At 36.4% G+C, this 13,743-nt stretch carries 11 protein-coding genes; 7 read left to right on the top strand and 4 right to left on the bottom strand.

Annotated features, from left to right (window positions below):
• The first annotated feature begins 2 nt into the window (after positions 1–2).
• The 4 genes from J8281_RS14345 (at position 3) to J8281_RS14360 (ending at position 4,536) form a co-directional block, all read left to right on the top strand.
• Positions 3–2,345, top strand: coding sequence for a penicillin-binding protein 1A (locus J8281_RS14345; RefSeq protein ID WP_210198327.1), 2,343 nt, complete (start codon positions 3–5; stop codon positions 2,343–2,345).
• Between the two features lie 146 nt (positions 2,346–2,491).
• Positions 2,492–3,190, top strand: coding sequence for a CoA transferase subunit A (locus J8281_RS14350; RefSeq protein ID WP_210198328.1), 699 nt, complete (start codon positions 2,492–2,494; stop codon positions 3,188–3,190).
• Positions 3,191–3,218: 28 nt separating this feature from the next.
• A complete protein-coding gene (locus tag J8281_RS14355) occupies positions 3,219–3,860 on the top strand; it encodes a peroxiredoxin (RefSeq protein WP_210198329.1) in 642 nt (213 codons plus the stop codon).
• A gap of 19 nt (positions 3,861–3,879) precedes the next feature.
• On the top strand, positions 3,880–4,536 hold the full coding sequence (locus J8281_RS14360) for a CoA transferase subunit B (RefSeq protein ID WP_210198330.1): 657 nt from the start codon (positions 3,880–3,882) through the stop codon (positions 4,534–4,536).
• A 637-nt stretch (positions 4,537–5,173) separates the two neighbouring features.
• On the opposite strand, the gene J8281_RS14365 is transcribed toward J8281_RS14360, so the two are convergent.
• Positions 5,174–6,862: an ABC transporter ATP-binding protein gene (locus J8281_RS14365; RefSeq protein WP_210198331.1), complete on the bottom strand. Its 1,689-nt coding sequence runs from the start codon at positions 6,860–6,862 to the stop codon at positions 5,174–5,176.
• A gap of 474 nt (positions 6,863–7,336) precedes the next feature.
• On the opposite strand from J8281_RS14365, the gene J8281_RS14370 reads away from it, so the two are divergent.
• From J8281_RS14370 to J8281_RS14380, 3 genes are all read left to right on the top strand, one after another.
• The gene (locus J8281_RS14370) at positions 7,337–8,809 is read left to right on the top strand and encodes an ATP-binding protein (RefSeq protein WP_210198332.1); all 1,473 of its coding nucleotides are present in this window, start codon (positions 7,337–7,339) and stop codon (positions 8,807–8,809) included.
• A gap of 122 nt (positions 8,810–8,931) precedes the next feature.
• Positions 8,932–9,711 (top strand): enoyl-CoA hydratase/isomerase family protein, encoded by a 780-nt coding sequence (locus J8281_RS14375; RefSeq protein ID WP_210198333.1) that lies wholly within the window; start codon positions 8,932–8,934, stop codon positions 9,709–9,711.
• 131 nt (positions 9,712–9,842) lie between these two features.
• The gene (locus tag J8281_RS14380) at positions 9,843–10,475 is read left to right on the top strand and encodes a hypothetical protein (protein WP_210198334.1); all 633 of its coding nucleotides are present in this window, start codon (positions 9,843–9,845) and stop codon (positions 10,473–10,475) included.
• 22 nt (positions 10,476–10,497) lie between these two features.
• Here the strand turns inward: J8281_RS14380 and nadD are convergent, their stop codons facing one another.
• The 3 genes from nadD to J8281_RS14395 form a co-directional block, all read right to left on the bottom strand.
• Positions 10,498–11,082 carry a nicotinate (nicotinamide) nucleotide adenylyltransferase gene (gene nadD / locus J8281_RS14385; RefSeq protein ID WP_210198335.1) on the bottom strand — a complete coding sequence of 195 codons (585 nt, stop codon included), beginning with the start codon at positions 11,080–11,082 and terminating at the stop codon, positions 10,498–10,500.
• A 370-nt stretch (positions 11,083–11,452) separates the two neighbouring features.
• Positions 11,453–12,025 carry a guanylate kinase gene (gmk, locus tag J8281_RS14390; RefSeq protein ID WP_210198336.1) on the bottom strand — a complete coding sequence of 191 codons (573 nt, stop codon included), beginning with the start codon at positions 12,023–12,025 and terminating at the stop codon, positions 11,453–11,455.
• Positions 12,025–12,885 (bottom strand): YicC/YloC family endoribonuclease, encoded by an 861-nt coding sequence (locus J8281_RS14395; protein WP_210198337.1) that lies wholly within the window; start codon positions 12,883–12,885, stop codon positions 12,025–12,027. Before J8281_RS14395 ends, gmk begins: the two co-directional genes overlap by 1 nt.
• Positions 12,886–13,743 lie beyond the last annotated feature (858 nt).

Raw genomic sequence — 13,743 nt, forward strand, 5'->3', positions numbered from 1 at the left:
AGATGGCAAAGGCAACACCCAAGTCAACAAGAAAAAAAAGAACAACATCAAAAGGTCAAGAATTTTCTACCTTAAAGTACATCAAGATTTTTTGGATAACTTTTGCATCAGGAATCTTTCTTATTGTTTTACTATTTCTTTTTGCAAGCTGGGGATTTTATGGCGAAATGCCAAAATTCGCAGAACTTGAAAATCCGCAAAATGATCTGGCTACTCAAATTATATCATCAGACGGTGTTCAAATAGGTACATTTTTCAAAGAAAATCGTACACCGGTAAGTTTTGAAGACTTGCCTAAACATCTAGTAGATGCACTTGTCGCTACCGAAGATGCCCGGTATTATGATCATTCTGGGATCGATGCTCGTGGTACGCTACGCGCTGTAATCTTTCTTGGTAGTAAAGGAGGAGCAAGTACCATTTCTCAGCAGTTATCAAAACAATTGTTTACAGGTGGATCAAGAAATATATGGGAGCGCTTCGAGCAGAAATTAAAAGAATGGGTAATTGCCACGCGTTTAGAGCGGCAATATACCAAAAACGAAATCATTACCATGTACCTTAATAAGTACGATTTCTTAAATCAGGCTATTGGGATAAGCTCGGCATCGCGAATTTATTTTGGTAAAAAACCAAGTGAATTAAAAATAGAAGAAGCTGCCGTTTTGGTAGGAATGCTTAAAAATTCCTCACTTTTTAATCCATTGCGCCGACCAGAAATGGTAAAAAACCGAAGGGATGTGGTATTGGGTCAAATGAAAAAGTATGGGTACCTCACAGAAATAGAAAGAGATAGCCTGCGGCAATTACCTTTGGCTTTAGATTATTCTCCCGAGGGTCATTCAGACGGAACGGCTACTTATTTTAGAGAATATGTACGTAGCTGGATGGCTAGTTGGGTAAAAGATAATCCCAAAGGGCAAAATGATGAAGGTGAAACTACATATTTTGATATCTACAGAGACGGTTTGCGTATTAATGTAACTATAGATTCTAGGATGCAAAAATATGCTGAAGAAGCAACAGCAGAGCATATGGCAAATCTTCAGAAAGAATTTGACAAACAGGAAAAAAACAACAAAACGAGTCCGTTTCGAGATATCACCAAAGAGGAAAAGAAAAAAATTATAGAAAGAGCAATTCGAAGCTCGGCACGTAGAAAGAAAATGTTGAGCGAAGGAAAAAGTGAAAAGGAAATTCGCGAATCTTTTGATGTCAAAACAGAGATGACCGTATTTAGCTGGAAAGGTGAAATCGATACCATAATGACTCCCAAGGATTCTATACTGTACTATAAACAGTTTTTAAGATCTGGTCTTATGTCTATGGAGCCCCAGACAGGACATGTAAAAGCCTGGGTGGGAGGCGTTGATTACAAACATTTTCAATATGATCATGTGTACCAGGGAGCAAGGCAGGTAGGATCTACTTTCAAACCGTTTGTATATGCTACGGCGATTGATCAATTAAAATTATCGCCTTGTGACACGCTTCCGGTATCACAAATTACCATTCCGGTAGGGTCGCATGGTGTGATAGAAAACGATTGGACACCAAAAAACACAAGTTCTGACTATGCGGGATATATGAGTCTTAAAGAAGCGTTGGCAAAATCTGTGAATACCATTTCTGCACGATTGATGGATAAAATTGGTCCGGCACCTATCGCCAAACTTGCTCGAAAAACCGGAATACAATCGGATATTCTCGAAGTCGCTTCAATAGCTCTTGGATCTGTAGATATCAAATTATCAGAAATGGTGGGTGCCTACAGTACATTTGCCAACCAGGGCATTTATACAAAACCTGTCATGATTACAAGTATTGAAGATAAAAATGGGGCGGTATTGTATCAATTTGTTCCCGAAACACATGATGTAATTAGCAAAGAAGCTGCTTTTGTAACCATCAACTTAATGGAAGGGGTTACCCAATCGGGTTCTGGTGTGCGCCTGCGTACCGGACCTTCAACACGATATTCTATCAAGAACGTAGTTACAGGTCACCCTTATCAATTTAGCAATCCGATAGCAGGTAAAACCGGTACCACACAAAACCAAAGTGATGGTTGGTTTATGGGGATCGTTCCTAACCTATGTACAGGAGTATGGGTTGGAGGAGACGATAGGTCTACTCATTTTAAAGATACAGAGTTTGGTCAGGGAGCGACTATGGCACTACCTATTTGGGCATTATACATGAGAAAATGCTATGCAGACAACACATTAAAAGTTTCTAAAGAAGGTTTTGAAGCTCCAGAATATCTAACAATTGAAACAGATTGTGAGGCATATAAAAAGCGAAATGTTATCGAGAATATCGCAGATGATGAATTCAGTTTATAGTTCAATCACTTTTGCCATTTTATGTAGATCTAGGTATATCAGACACCTGTAAATTTAAGTAAAGAAAAATACGATACAAAACTCTCAAATTTCAGTCGTTGCACTCTTATTTTTTTAGTATTTTTAGGTGGCCAAAATAAAACGGTATGATTCGCAAAACAGTATCCAGTGTTTCTGAAGCTTTATCAGATGTAAAAGATCATATGACCTTGATGCTAGGGGGGTTTGGTCTGTGTGGTATTCCTGAAAATGCTATTGCAGAACTTGTGAAGATGAATATACAAGGTGTTACTTGTATTTCAAACAACGCTGGGGTGGATGATTTTGGCTTGGGTTTGCTCCTTCAGAAAAAGCAAATCAAAAAAATGATATCTTCGTACGTAGGAGAAAACGATGAATTTGAGCGTCAAATGTTAAGTGGTGAATTAGAGGTAGAATTGATACCCCAGGGCACCCTTGCAGAACGATGTAGAGCGGCACAGGCAGGCTTCCCAGCCATATATACTCCGGCCGGATATGGCACAGAAGTAGCAGAAGGAAAAGAGACTAGAGAATTCAATGGAAAAATGTACGTTTTGGAACATGCGTTTGAAGCCGATTTTGCATTCGTAAAAGCTTGGAAAGGCGATGAAGCAGGAAATTTGATTTTTAAGGGAACCGCAAGAAATTTTAATCCCTGCATGTGTGGAGCTGCAAAGATTACAGTTGCTGAGGTAGAAGAGCTCGTACCCGCAGGAACGTTGAACCCTGATCACATTCATATTCCGGGAATTTTTGTTCAAAGAATTTTTAAAGGAAACAACTTCGAAAAACGAATCGAGCAGCGCACGGTTCGTAAAAGATAACTATTCTTAACATTACAAATTACATAATATGGCAGTATTACGATTAGGAGATGAAGCACCAAACTTCACCGCAGAAACGACAGAAGGAAAGATTGATTTTCACAATTGGCTAGGGGATAGCTGGGGAATTTTGTTTTCGCATCCGGCAGATTATACGCCAGTGTGTACTACCGAATTAGGCACGGTAGCCAAATATACAGATGAGTTTACAAAGCGAAACGTAAAAGTAGCCGCACTAAGTGTAGATGGTCTAGAATCTCATAAGGGTTGGATACATGATATTAATGAAACTCAAGAAACCACCGTCAACTTTCCTATAATTGCAGATGAAGACAGAAAGGTGTCTGAGCTTTATGATATGATCCACCCCAATGCCGATAGTCAATTAACGGTACGTTCGGTGTTTATTATTGGACCGGATAAAAAAATAAAGCTTACGATCACTTATCCGGCTTCTACAGGAAGAAATTTTGATGAACTACTACGTGTTATAGACTCGTTACAATTAACAGCATATCATAAAGTTGCTACACCTGCAAACTGGAACCATGGAGAAGACTGTGTTATTGCCCCTTCAGTATCCAATGAAGAAATACCAGAACTATTCCCAAAAGGGCATAAGGAAATTAAACCTTATCTAAGAATGACACCGCAACCCAACTTAAATTAACCGGAATATAATTTGGGGTATGCTAGATAAAAACGGAATTGCAAAACGCATAGCAAAAGAATTGAAAGATGGGTATTTCGTTAATTTGGGAATTGGGATCCCTACATTGGTGGCCAATTATATTCCTAAAGGAATAGAAGTAGAGTTTCAGAGTGAAAATGGTGTGCTTGGTATGGGTCCGTTCCCTTTTGAAGGAGAAGAAGACCCAGACATTATTAATGCAGGAAAACAAACCATTACGACTATGCCCGGAGCTTCATTTTTTGATTCTGCCACTAGTTTTAGCATGATACGCGGTCAACATGTAGACCTCACTATTCTAGGAGCTATGGAGGTTTCTGACAATGGTGATATCGCAAATTGGAAGATTCCAGGTAAAATGGTAAAAGGAATGGGGGGCGCGATGGATCTGGTCGCAAGTGCCGAAAACATTATCGTCGCCATGATGCATACCAACAAAGCAGGTGTCTCAAAATTGCTTTCAAAATGTTCTTTACCACTTACCGGTGTACACTGTGTAAAAAAGATTGTGACCAATTTGGCCATGCTGGAAATTACAAGTAGGGGATTTAAACTTTTGGAAAGAGCTCCCGGAGTAAGTGTTGATGAAATTAAGAATGCTACCGAAGGAAAATTGAGTATTGAAGGGGACATTCCTGAAATGAATATAAGTTAATTTCTAATCTAATTCTTTATAGTTCCGAACGAATACTAATTACATGATTACGAATAATAATTAGGCGAAACTTACGTTATGTAATTCCAGATGTGAATAATTATAGTTTTGAAAGAAAAATACTACACTTTCAACATATTTTCTATTTTCTTAAACTATTACTTTAAGTTGTAAAAACAGGATTTTATGTTTAAAATGTTAAAATTTAGTGTATTTCATCGATTTTTATTGTATTTAAACGTCATAATTGAAAATTATTTGCATATTAGTAACCCCTTAAGAAATAGTGCCCTATACATTATTTTTTAAGTGTAAGAAAATAAAGTATTAACCCACACAATCCCTATTATGAAAAAGCGTATAAATCGTCTACAGAAATCAGTTAAACCGACAATGGAATTGATTTCTAACTGTATGTATTTAGCTAAAAAAGTATTTTTGTTGATGTGATTTTTTGTTGTTAACGAATCGCGCAACTTGTCCCCAAGTCGCGATGAATGAAACCTGTTAAACTGTTAAGCTTAACAGGTTTTTTTATTGGCACCGCCAAAGAGTATAAAACAGCAAAGCTTACCCTAATATGGCCATTCGTTTTTAATATATGCCATCGAGCTTATCTTAAGCTGACTGCCATATTTTATCTCCCTTTAGGAATAGCTGCAATCAACTTTTTAGTATATTCCTTTTTTGGATTTTTATAAATATTGTCGGCGTCACCTTGTTCTTCTATTTTTCCTTTGTTCATCACTAGTAATTGATCAGACATATATTTAACAACTGATAGGTCGTGAGAAATAAATAAGTAGGTAAACCCCAGGGTTTCTTTAAGTTCATTTAATAAGTTGAGTACCTGAGCTTGAACAGAAATATCTAACGCGCTTACAGACTCATCACATATGATAAGCTTTGGAGATAGCGCTATAGTTCTTGCAATTCCGATACGTTGGCGTTGCCCGCCACTAAATTCATGAGGGTATCGATTCATGTAAGCAGCATCCAAACCCACTCGCTCTAATAATGTTATTGCTTTTTCTCGCCTTTGTTGTGGCGTATCATAGAGTTGGTGGGCTTGCATGGGTTCTATAATGGCTTGCCCCACAGTTAATCTGGGGTTTAGCGAAGCAAACGGATCCTGAAAAATAAGCTGAATTTCTTTTCTTAAATCTCGAATTTCAGAAGTAGATAATGCCGTAATATCTACACCTTTATAAAATATTTGGCCTGCTGTGGCCTTTTCCAATTGTAAAATAGTTTTTCCTAGTGTAGATTTACCACAACCTGATTCTCCCACTAAACCCAAGGTTTCTCCTTCGTATAGCGAAAAGCTAACTCCATCAACTGCTTTTAACTTCTCGCTATTAAACAGGTTGACCTTAGAAAAGTATACTTTTTCTAGATTAACAACCTCTAGTAAGGCGGGATTGTTGTATAACCTTTTATGTCGTTGTCGTCTTTGCGATGTTGGTATTATTTCTTTGTTATCTTCGGTCCCCGACATAAAATCTGCGATAGTGGGCAATGTTTTTAGCCTTACATCCAAACCTGGTCTTGCGTTTATTAGTGCCTTGGTGTATTTTTCTTTTGGGTTTTTAAATATGCTTTCTGCTGTACCATATTCGATAGTGCGGCCTTGATACATTACCAAAACATGGTCTGCGATTTCTGAAACCAGAGAAAGATCATGAGAGATAAACAATATGCTCATGTTATATTCTTGCTGCAGGTTTTTTAATAAAAGTATGATCTCTTTTTGTACGGTTACATCTAACGCTGTTGTAGGTTCGTCTGCGATAAGCAGCTTTGGCTTGCATGCTATCGCCATAGCAATCATAATGCGTTGTTTTTGCCCCCCGCTTAATTGATGTGGATAGGACCGAAAAACTCTTTCCGGATTCGGGAGTTTCACCTTTTCGAATAAAGACAATACTTCTGTCTTACGCGCCTTTTTTGATAAAGTAGTATGTTGTTTTAAAATTTCAGTGACCTGTTTTCCGCATTTCATAGATGGATTCAATGAGCTCATAGGCTCCTGAAAAATCATAGCAATCTCATTCCCCCGAATATGTTGATATTGCGTATCGGTAAGGTGCATAAGAGACTTTCCTTCAAAAAAAACATCTCCTGACGTTTTAGAAGTTTTTACGGGTAACAAACCAAGGATTGCTAGAGAAGTTACAGATTTTCCGCTTCCGGATTCTCCTACAACTCCCAGTATTTCATTCTTTTGAATCTGAAAAGAGATGTCTTTTACTACCTGATTTTCTATTTTTTCAGAAACAAAAGAAACACAAAGATCTTGTACAAAAAGTAATGATGTAGCGTCCATATCATAAAACTACGCAAATTTAAGAAATTCAATGCCCTTAAGACGTGGTTACCAAAATAACTTACTTAAAACCCGGTTAAACTTTTGGTTTGATATTTGTTATATTTAGGGCTTTAAGCATAGAACTGGCTTAAACTTTTTTGGTTTAGGCAGGGCTGACCGACAGGAAGGTGACAGATGGTGCGATTGCAAAAGGTATTGTGCTTAGATGAAGTAATTTTTTATTTGCATAGCGGTGCTACGGAAGTCAAAAATTATAAAATATAAAAATGAATATCCGTAATCAATCCTATCGCACTGTCTCCTCGAGCGCAGTCGAGAGGTTAGTAAATCTATCTAGCTCTAAATCAGGTCTCGACTGCGCTCGACCAGACATTAAAGTTAATTTTATGATGTGTAGCGGATATTCAAGAATATAAATGTAAAACAGCATTTTTTTTAGCAAATTGAAAAAAGTTTAAACCAGTTCATATAATGAAACTATCAAAACTTTCTCTTCGGACTCGTATTTTTATTTCGATGACATTATTGGTCTTAATAGCATCGATATTAATTGGAGCGGTCTCTATTTATCAATATAAAGAAGAAGCTCAAGAATATCATCAGGAACGATTGGAAAGAAAAGAAGAAAGAATACAAATTGCCATCAATAATGCATTAAAGAGTACTACCTATCCGGTAAACCAAGAGAACCTGAAATTGATTTTTAGAGAACGGGATCGTATTTTTCAGATTTCTCAGGAACATTCTTTGCCTATTAACGTATATTCATTATCTGGAAAGCTTTTGGTAAAGTCTGAAGGAGTTTTTGCCAAAGATACTACCGATAAACAGTTAAGCGCATTTATTCTAGACACCTTAGTTTCATTATACGATAAAAAGTTTTTAGTAAAATCTGAAAAAGACGGAGAAAAATTTCTGACTTCGTACACTTATATTACCGATATTCGATCAAAACCTTTAGGCATACTAAACTTACCGTACTTAGAAGATGATGACTTGATCACCAGGGAGCTTATTGAGTTTTTACAGCGTGTAGGGCAGGTTTATATTTTTATGTTTCTTATCGCGATCGCTCTGGCCTATTTTTTATCTAAATATATCACGAGATCGCTCAAAACCATTTCTGAAACTATTGATCAAACAAGATTAGACAAACGAAATAAGCGAATTGATATTGGGGATGCCAGTGATGAGATACATTCTCTTGTGAACGCATACAATAGTATGATCGACGAGTTGGAGCAGAGTGCCGTTAAATTGGCCAAGAGTGAACGTGAAGCCGCTTGGCGAGAGATGGCAAAGCAGGTTGCTCATGAAATTAAAAATCCGCTCACCCCGATGCGGCTTACTGTACAAAGTTTTCAACAAAAATTTGATCCTAATGACCCTAATGCATATCAAAAGGTTCAAGAATATAGTAATACCTTGATTCAGCAAATCGATACGATGAGTTCTATTGCATCGGCATTTTCAAATTTTGCGCAAATGCCGGCACAAAAAAATGAAACCCTGGATGTGATTAAAATTGTAGGTCTGGCACTCGATATTTTTAACGAAGATTATATCATTTTTCCTTCAGAAAAAGAAGAAATCATTGCTAAATTCGACAGGACACAATTAATCCGAGTAGTAACTAACCTGGTAAAAAATGGGATTCAGGCGATTCCTGAAAATCGAACCCCAAAAATTATAGTAGATGTATTTGCCGAGAATGGTGAAGTAGTGATTACCGTGGCAGATAATGGTGCAGGAATTACCGCAGACAACAAGAAGAAGATCTTTGAGCCAAAGTTTACTACAAAAACCAGTGGTATGGGTTTAGGATTGGGAATGGTAAAAAATATTGTTGAGACTTATAATGGAAGTATTACCTTTACATCTCAAGAAGGTAAAGGAACTGTTTTTAAAGTAAAGTTTCCCAGGGAGCCCAAAGTTTCTTTATAATGATGTAATAAACACAAGATGATTTCAGTTTAAACTTTTTCAGTTCGCCATAAAATACTATTTTTCGATAGCATCAAAAAAGCTTAAATTACTTCAAAAAATTAGCACACAAAATAAAAACTATGTATACCAATATTCTTACGACTCAAGGTAACGGAATTTCGACAATAACCATAAACCGCCCCTCGAAGTTAAATGCGCTCAACAAAGAAACCATTCAGGAACTGCATGCGGCATTTAGAGTGGCAGACCTGGATCACGATACCAAAGTTATTATCGTTACAGGTAGTGGTGATAAAGCTTTTGTTGCAGGGGCAGATATTAGCGAATTTTCTGATTTTTCTGTAAACGAAGGTGGTCAACTTGCCGCAAAAGGGCAAGAATTACTATTCGACTACGTAGCCAATTTATCAACCCCTGTTATTGCTGCGGTGAATGGCTTTGCACTAGGAGGAGGGCTCGAATTAGCGATGGCAGCGCATTTTAGAATTGCCAGTGCGAATGCCAAAATGGGATTGCCCGAGGTTTCTTTAGGCGTTATACCGGGATACGGGGGTACGCAGCGTTTACCTCAACTTATAGGAAAGGGTAGAGCTATGGAAATGATCATGACAGCAGGAATGATCGATGCAAATCAGGCTTTGCAATTCGGATTGGTAAATCATGTGACTTCTTCCGAAGAATTAATTGCGCTGGCAGAAAAGATAGCCGGCAAAATCCAACGAAACTCATCTGTAGCTATAAGTGCCGCAATTACTGCCGTAAATGCCGGTTACAAAGATGGAGTTAATGGCTTTACAACTGAAATAGAACAATTTGGAAACTGTTTTGGTACTGAAGATTTTAAAGAAGGTACGACTGCATTTCTGGAAAAGCGAAAGGCTAATTTTCCGGGTAAATAGATGTGCATTTTTAATCAGCTCCAGGATTAACAGTTTTAATTCTAATGTAGTGAGCTTTATGTTCTAATTGCCACACTATTTCTTATAAAAAGAAGTTTTGTATGTAACGTTACTCTTAAACCAAATCTAAAATGAAAGCTTTGTATAAAAATCCATTGATTATAATCCTAATTGTAGTTTCTGTATTTTGCTTTATATATTTTAAGGAATATTTACCATCGGTACACCTTAAAAATATAGAACTAAGCAATATTATATCTATTTTAGGCTACTTATCAGTAGTTATGCTTGTCGTGGAGCAGGTGATAGAAATATTTGTTTTCGATCCTAATGAAAAAACTAAGGTCAAAAATAGAAAGCGATTAGAAGAAATCAATAAGTTTTTAGAAAGTTTAAATGATCCAGAGAATTCTATGATCGTCGATATCCAATCGTTACCTGAAGAAACGCGTGCCGAAAAAGTAATTCGACTAATGAAAGAAAAACGAGAAATTGAAGATTTTTTGTTAACGCGAGGTCAAATTAGACAACAAAGAACGATTACCATAGCATTTGTAATTGGTTTAGTGCTGTCTTTATCGGGTCTTCGTTTAATGTCTGGGATTATTTTACCAGAGTCTGCCGCAGAGCTTTCAGAAATACAGATCAAGGTTATTGTTTCTATTGATATCATTTTAACTGCTGGTATTATAGCCGGTGGAAGCGATAGAATGCACCGCCTTATTAGGAGAGCCAAAGAAATTATCGGAAACGATACCTTTTAAAACCAAAATTGATGGATTAGGTCTATTTTTTATAAAAATTCATCTCGTCAATATACCGCCATACTGTCGAAGGTAATAAAGGTCGTACATTTTTGGAGCTAGCAATTGATTTGCGAATAAATGTTGAAGAAATTTCCATAATAGGTGCGTCTACTCTGTGAATATTGTGGTGGTTTTTAAATTCATTTTCAATGTTACCCTTGGCAATTCTAGGATATACATAGATCTTATGACTGTTTAAAAGCACTTCATAATTTTTCCATTTATGGAAGTTTTTTAAATTATCTTCTCCCATAATGAGGTTAAATTGATATTGAGGATACTTTTCTTGAAGATGCGCTAGCGTATGTACTGTATAATTGGGTTGGGCTAGCTTAAATTCGACATCATTTGGTTTTAGTTTTGGATAGGAATCTGTAGCACGAAATACCATTTCATAGCGATGATGATTATCTAATAAAGAGCTTTTCTTTTTAAACGGGTTATGAGGAGTGACCACCATCCAAATTTCATCAAGATCAGAAAATTCGGCCATATGATTCGCAATAACCAGATGGCCTATATGAATAGGGTTAAAGGTTCCAAAATATAATCCGATGTTTTTCATTACACTTATTTTAGCTAGTCCAAAGAGGCTCTAATTCCCAATTATTTGGATAACCTAGATCAATTTTGTCTCGAAATTTATGACAAGGATGTACTCTATTCATTAAATATGCTGTGATGCAAATAGCTGAATATAAATTCAATTCTTTGTCTTTAGGTTTTTTTAAAAAAGGAAATCAATATGCACTTAAATGATTATAACTAATATTTTCTAATATTTTTTCTGCTTTCTGTTTGTTTTTGAAGGATTTAGGTTTTTTCTTATAATCATTTGTAGCATTCATATAAAAACAAAAAACCCGCCAAAAATGCGCTTCCAAGGGAGAGGCGAGGCAAGTATTGATATCTCAAATATAGTTATTTTTTTATTTTTACCTCAAAAGAAACTTCTTCACCAATTGATATACCTCTTCCTTAGCGTTTTCGAGATTATCATTGGTAACAATGGCATCAAATTGTGGAGCTGTAGCCATTTCAGTCGAGGCTTTAGCAACGCGCATGTTGATTTTATCTTCAGACTCAGTCTTTCGTTTTTTTAATCTGATTTTTAGCTCTTCGATACTGGGTGGTTTAATAAATATGGCCAAGGTGCGATCGGGATAAATTTTTTTGATATCCAAACCTCCTACCACATCAATGTCAAAAATAACATGCTTTCCTTGATTCCAAAGTCGTTGCACTTCAGATTTTAAAGTACCATAGAAATTATCCCGGTATACTTCTTCCCACTCCAAAAATTCTTCAGCTTTGATTTTATCTTTGAACTCACGAAGGGATAAAAAATAATAGTCTTTACCATGAATTTCTGCTCCTCGGGGATCACGTGAGGCTGCTGAGATCGAAAATCCAAGATTAAGTTCTTCTTTATGTAATAAATATCGAACCAAAGTGGTTTTTCCACTACCGGAAGGCGCCGAAAGCACAATTAGTTTACCTTCCTTCATTATAAAACATTTAGTAATTGTTCTTTAATTTTTTCGAGCTCGTCTTTCATCTGCACAACCAGTTGTTGCATAGGGGCATAATTCGATTTGCTACCTATCGTATTGATCTCACGTCCTATCTCTTGCGAAATGAACCCTAGTTTTTTTCCGTTAGAATCAACAGAATTTAGAGTGGTTAAAAAATAGTCAACATGATTGGTAAGGCGTACCTTCTCCTCGGTAATGTCAAACTTTTCAAGATAATAAATCAGTTCCTGTTCGAATCGATTTTGATCTACCTCTTCTTTTAGATCGGCTATAGCTTTGTGCAGTCGTTCCCTTACAGCTTCTATACGTTCGGGATCCATGGCAATTACTTTTTCTAGCAGGTTGTGTATGTTGGTCACCCTAAGATTAAAATCTTTTTCTAGTGCTTTTCCTTCATCTATTCTATACGAATCGATTTTGGTTAACGCGTCAATAAGTCCCGAGTTGATGGCTTTAAATTCTTCTTCATCAATTTCTTCTCGAACCGTTTTTAATGAATCTGGCATACGAACTGCCATTTTTAGAAGCTCTGTAACATCTCCAGAGCTATCTATAGCCTCTAATTGATGTATATAATCTTTAACTACCGCCTCATTAATTTTGGTAGACGTTTCTTCGGCGGTAATCTCTACATATAAACCAAAGTCGATTTTACCTCGTAACAGCGATTTTGCGATGGTATTTCGCATCACTAATTCTTTTTCACGATATTGAGAAGGAATTCTGGCATTGAGATCTAGGTTTTTACTATTAAGCGATTTCACCTCGATCGTGATTTTTTTGGTAGGTAGCTGAAGGATAGACTTTCCGAAGCCCGTCATAGATTTGATCATAGTACTATACTAAAAAAGTTGCACGAAGATACAAACTAATTACGAATGCAGAATTATGAGTTATAATCTAAAGTTGTGGAGTTAGAGAGTTAGAGAGTTAGAGAGTTACAAAGTTATGGAGTTACAAAGTTATGGAGTTGTGGAGTTATGGAGTTTCAAAGTTACAAAGTTGTGAAGTTTTGAGTTTTCTGGATTATTAGATTATCACATCTCGGCAGTCAGCTCTCGGGTCTCAGATATTAAGTGTAAGCACGTGGCTTTTGTTTCGTGTTTTAGATTTTCTTTTTACTCTTTCTTCACGCTAACCTTTTGTGTGTGGGAGAGAATTTACGACGTACTTTTACATTTTATATTTATTATTTTTACTTTTACATTTCTTACGTTCATCATTTTGAATTCTGAATTCGAAATTCTAAATTCAAAAACACCTCCCTTGCCTTCCTCAAGGAGGAAATCTAATGATTAAGCTGTCTAGCTAACTGCAAACTTTGACATTTTACATTTATCATTTTACTTTTACATTTCTCACGTTCATCATTCTGAATTCTGAATTCGAGATTCTGAATTAAAAAAACACCTCCCTCGCCCTCCTCGAGGAGAGAATTTAATGATCAAGCGGTCTAGCTAACAGCAAACTTTTACATTTTATATATCAGTATTAAGTATTAAGTAGAGAGTATCAAGTTTATATTTTTAGCTTTATTTTTTTTATTTAACTTTTATATTACTCTTGATGTACTTCCCTGATTAGCGTTGACCGTTTTTAGGTTAATACTTCGTTGTTAAAAATAGTCATTGTTTTCCTTTGATGGCTAGCCATCAAAGGAAAGTTTTTTTCGAATTCCACAGGTGTCATTT

Source organism: Aquimarina sp. U1-2, assembly GCF_017897595.1.
GTDB lineage: Bacteria > Bacteroidota > Bacteroidia > Flavobacteriales > Flavobacteriaceae > Aquimarina.